At 51.7% G+C, this 261-nt stretch carries 1 pseudogene; it reads right to left on the minus strand.

Annotated elements, in window-relative coordinates:
• A pseudogene (locus AB4585_RS29565) lies at positions 1 to 261 on the minus strand (lipoyl synthase); the annotation flags it as partial.

Below are 261 nucleotides of genomic sequence, written 5' to 3' on the forward strand. Positions count from 1 at the left end.
GTATGAAGAGCGTACGAATGGGCCACAGGCTGCGTGGGTGAAGCCTAGCTCTAGTGCAATCTCTTTTAGCTCGTCGAACTCTGCTGGTGGAACGTAGCGTTCTACTGGCAGGTGGTGACGGCTTGGTGCTAGGTATTGGCCTAGAGTTAGCATGCTTACGCCGTGCGCTCTAAGATCCTTAAGCACTTCTACGATCTCTTCTTTCGTTTCGCCTAAGCCCATCATTACGCCAGACTTAGTAGGAACGTCAGGATGTTGCTC

Source organism: Vibrio sp. 10N.222.49.C9, assembly GCF_041474985.1.
Lineage (GTDB): Bacteria > Pseudomonadota > Gammaproteobacteria > Enterobacterales > Vibrionaceae > Vibrio > Vibrio crassostreae_C.